Source organism: Pseudonocardia sp. N23, from assembly GCF_002583555.1.
Classification (GTDB): domain Bacteria; phylum Actinomycetota; class Actinomycetes; order Mycobacteriales; family Pseudonocardiaceae; genus Pseudonocardia.
The window spans coordinates 34,328-38,115 of the sequence record NZ_BEGX01000121.1 but is presented as its reverse complement, the minus strand read 5'-3'; the positions used below and the strand labels follow the sequence as shown (position 1 = coordinate 38,115).

4 protein-coding genes and 1 pseudogene are annotated in these 3,788 nt (G+C 73.1%); all 5 read left to right on the top strand.

All coding sequences use genetic code 11. The features are described from left to right. On the top strand, positions 1–860 hold an 860-nt coding region (locus TOK_RS27780; RefSeq protein ID WP_141566586.1), incomplete at its 5' end, for a transglycosylase family protein. Beyond that, entirely contained in the window at positions 857–1,909 is a 1,053-nt protein-coding gene (locus TOK_RS27775; RefSeq protein WP_253258682.1) for a hypothetical protein, read from the top strand. The genes TOK_RS27780 and TOK_RS27775, both read left to right, overlap by 4 nt. Further along, positions 1,906–2,241 (top strand): hypothetical protein, encoded by a 336-nt coding sequence (locus tag TOK_RS27770; protein ID WP_098960959.1) that lies wholly within the window; start codon positions 1,906–1,908, stop codon positions 2,239–2,241. The genes TOK_RS27775 and TOK_RS27770 overlap by 4 nt, the downstream gene beginning before the upstream one ends. Positions 2,242–2,256: 15 nt before the next feature. Beyond that, a complete protein-coding gene (locus TOK_RS27765) occupies positions 2,257–3,147 on the top strand; it encodes a hypothetical protein (RefSeq protein ID WP_098960958.1) in 891 nt (296 codons plus the stop codon). Continuing rightward, positions 3,147–3,788 (top strand): annotated as a pseudogene (locus tag TOK_RS27760) (hypothetical protein); the annotation flags it as partial. The gene TOK_RS27765 and the pseudogene TOK_RS27760, both read left to right, overlap by 1 nt.

Here is a 3,788-nt window from a genome sequence, read left to right as displayed (position 1 = left end):
CCGGCCGGGGAGGCAGCGACACCACCACCGGTGGCGACACCACGGCCCAAGACAACAGCCACGCGGGCGACGGCTCCTCCGGCTCGGGGGCCGCGACCGACACGACGTCCACCGGCGGCCGCGGCGACGGCGCGCAGGCGTGGGAGGCGAAGGCCCAGACGTTGGCCGACGAGTTGTCCGCCGCAGGAGACGACCCGGTCGCGCGCAACCTCTCCGAGCAGCTCGCTGCCCAGGGCATCACGGGCCGCGGCCAGCCGTCCGACACCACGAACAGCACGAACACGAACACCACCGGCACCAACACCACCGGCACGACCGCGGGGGCGGACACCTCATCGAGCGCTGGCGGCGCGGACGCCGACCGTGACCAGGACAGCGACCGGGACGACAGCGACCAGGACAGTGCTCAGGAAAGTGCTCAGGACGCGGGCAGCGGTCAGCAGGGCGCGGACGACGAGCAGAGCTCCGACGACCAGGACCAGGACGCGCAGGACGACGGGAAGTCGAAGGACCAGCAGGGACCGCAGGACCAGGGAACCTCGGATGACGCGGCGACTGCCGGTGCCCAGGGCGGCGACACGCAGTCCGGCTCGGATGCCACGACCAGCACGAACACCACGTGGGACCAGCTCGCGAAGTGTGAGAGCGGCGGCGACTGGACGATCAACACTGGCAACGGCTACGAAGGCGGCCTCCAGTTCGACACCTCCACGTGGCGGGCTTACGGCGGCGACCAGTACGCGCCGAGCGCGGACCAGGCCAGCCGTGAGCAGCAGATCGCGGTAGCGGAGAAGGTCAAGGCAGACCGTGGCGGCTATTCGGCCTGGCCCGCCTGTTCTCGCAAGCTCGGTCTGTCGTGACAGTCACCGGACACCACCCCGGTCAGGCAGCCGCGGGGCCGGGCCCGCAGCGGCCGGGGACGGTGGCGGAGTTCGTCGCCGACCTCGAGCGCGCGGCCCGAGCTGGAGCGGGGCAGACCCGGATCGACCAGGTCGATCTCGCTGAAGCCGCGGCCGCCGCGGCCCGCTGCGCGGCCACGGGCCAGGGCGGTGACGTGGGGGCGGTCGCGGCGCGAATGGGGGGCGCCGCGGCCGCCATGACCGCGCTGGACCTGCCACCCGGGGCGGTCGAGCCGGTGAGCTGGGCCGGGTTCGGCGCACTGATCCCGGTCGTGGCCGGCTCCCCGGGCGCCGGGGCATCCGTGGTCGCCGCAGCGATCGCCGACCTCCTGCAGCTGGCAGGCAAGTGCGTGCTGCTCATCGACGCCGCGGACCCGGCCCGCTCCGGGCTCGCCGCGGCCGCCGAGGCCGAGGGCCCGTGGACCTCGACGCTCACCCCGGATCTGTCGCTGCGCTACTCCTGGCGCGGCCAAGCCCTGCTCGCCCGGCTGGAGTCAACCCTGCCGGTGATCACCCCGGGGATGGTCCCGCCGCCGCCGCAGTGGCTGCCCGAGGTCGACCCCCTGCACGTCACCGTGGTCGATGTCGGCCACGACGGCTGGCGCGCCGCGGCCAGCCCGCTGGCCGGTGCCGGCGGCTGGTTACGGCTCGGCACCCCGGCGCAGCGCCCGCTGCTGGTGGTCCGCCCGACCCGCCCCTCGCTGCGCCACGCCGAACAGGTCCTCGCCCGCCTCGAGCCCTGGGTCAACGTCGGCGCCGCGACCTACCCGTACCAGCTGGTCGTGGTCGGCGCGAAACGCTGGCCCGCCGGGGTCGTGGGCGCGGCCGGGCGCCGGCTGGAGCCGATGACCGAGACCGCGGTCTTCCTGCCCCACGACGACGACGTGCTCGTCGCCGGGGTGACCCCCGAGCTGCTGCCCGACCGGCTCCTCGACGCGCTCGCACCCCTGCTGACCCGCTGGAACCTGCTCCCCCCGCCTGCCTCCCGTTCCCGAAAGGCACCCCGATGACCCTCACGTTGGCCCTGGCCGACCACACCCTGCGCTGGATGAGCACGCTGCCGGCCCAAATCCCGCTGCCGGCCCAGATCCCCAATCCCGGGGCGACGGCCCCGCCGGGCGCGGACAAGATCACCCAGGTCATCGGGTACGTGAAGTGGGGGGCCGGGGCGGCCATCGTGCTCGGCTTCTTCGCCGGGGTGGCGATGTTCGCCGGCGGCCGGATCGCTGATCACCACCGCTTCGGGCGGATGGGCGCGATCACCATCTTCGCCTCGGTCGGGTCGGCGTTCCTCTACGCCATCGGCTACGTGCTGCTGTCCACCATCGCCGGCAACGCCTGACCCGCGGCGACGACGATGAACCCCAACGGGGCCCCGTTCTCCCCCGACGAGCCGACCCGCCCCACTCCCAGCTCACCGTTCCCGACGCCGCCCGGCCCCGGGTCCCCGGTCACCGCCCCCGACTCACAGCCGCGGCAGCGGGGCCGGGGTGGGCTGTTGCTGGCGAGCCTGGGGGCGCTGGCGATGCTGCTGCTCATCGGGCTCGTCGCGGTGATCCTCGGGCTGGGCAAAGACCCCGACCCGGGCCTGCCCGGCGCTCCGGCATCGGTCGAGCCGGGCTGGGACCTGGCCGCGGAGACCGCCCTGGCCACCCGCCCGATGCCACTGCTGCCCGAGGAAGCCGCGCAGCCGCATGCCCTGAGCACCCGGGAACCCGATGCGCTGATCACCCTGCCGCCTGCGGGTGGACGCAATGACGTACTCGCTGACGAGTTCCCGCCGACCCCGGAGGGGGCGCTGGCCCAGCTCGCGGAGCTGACCCGCGTCGGGCTGCAAGGAGCAGACCCGCAGGCCTACGAACTGGCCTACAACTCGATCGCCGCGCCGGGCGCACCGCAGGTCGATTCCAGCGTCATGCACCGGACTCTGATGGCCTTCCGACAAGCTGGGCGTCTGCCCAAACAGGGCGTCGTCTCCAGCCTGTCGCTGACCTACACACCGCTGGCCGGTCTGATCAAGGGCACGACCGACGGCGGGCGCTACGCCGTCGTCTGCGTGCTGGGCGAGGCCACGATCATGGCCAACGGCACCCCCATCACTGCCGGCGGTGGCGATTGCCAGGCCATGCGCTGGAACGGCCAGAACTGGCAGATCGCCCCCGGAGCCCAGGCCGCCCAAGCGCCGGTCGCGTGGCCCGGCACCGACGAGGCTTTCGGCGCCGGCTACATACCGCTGCGGACCAGCTGATGCCCGCCTCGCTGGTAGCGCCTGCCATCCTCGGTATCCCCGGCCCCGAGGACCTCATCTCATCGGCGTTCAACACGATCCTCGACTCGATCATGCAGGCGATCTGGTCGGCGTCGGTGTGGCTGCTGCGCACCGCGTTGGAGCTGGTCGACGGGCTGCTCGCCTTCAACACCAACCTCGCCGGGGCCGACGGCAGGCCCGCAGCAGGGGCGCCGTTCTCGACGGTGTGGCCGACGCTGCTGTGGATCGCCGGCGCGGTCGCGCTCGGGCTGTTCTTCTGGCAGCTCGCCGTCACCGTCCTGCGCGGTGGGGTCGGGTTCTGGCGCGTCGCATCCGGCCCGGTCGCGTTCGGCGTTGCCTGCGCGCTGAGCCTGGGCGTGGTCACGGTCCTGCTCGGCGGGGCTGACGGGCTGACCCAGCTGCTGCTGCAGAAGGGCCTGGCCTCGGACAACTTCGTCGGCATCCTCGACGGCGCCAAGCTCGGGAAGGTCTTCACCGACACCCCACCCGACCTGGGCGATCAGGTCGACGGCAGCGCGCGGTCGGTCGTGCTGGGCATCGTGAGCGTGTTCGGGATCATCCCGGCCGCGATCGGCTACCTGCTGGAGATGGTCTTCCGCCAGGCCGTGATCCTGGTGCTC

Coding starts and splice junctions, on each gene's coding strand:
- TOK_RS27770 (WP_098960959.1), top strand. CDS start 1,906: ATGACCCTCACGTTGGCCCTGGCCGACCACACCCTGCGCTGGATGAGC.
- TOK_RS27765 (WP_098960958.1), top strand. CDS start 2,257: ATGAACCCCAACGGGGCCCCGTTCTCCCCCGACGAGCCGACCCGCCCC.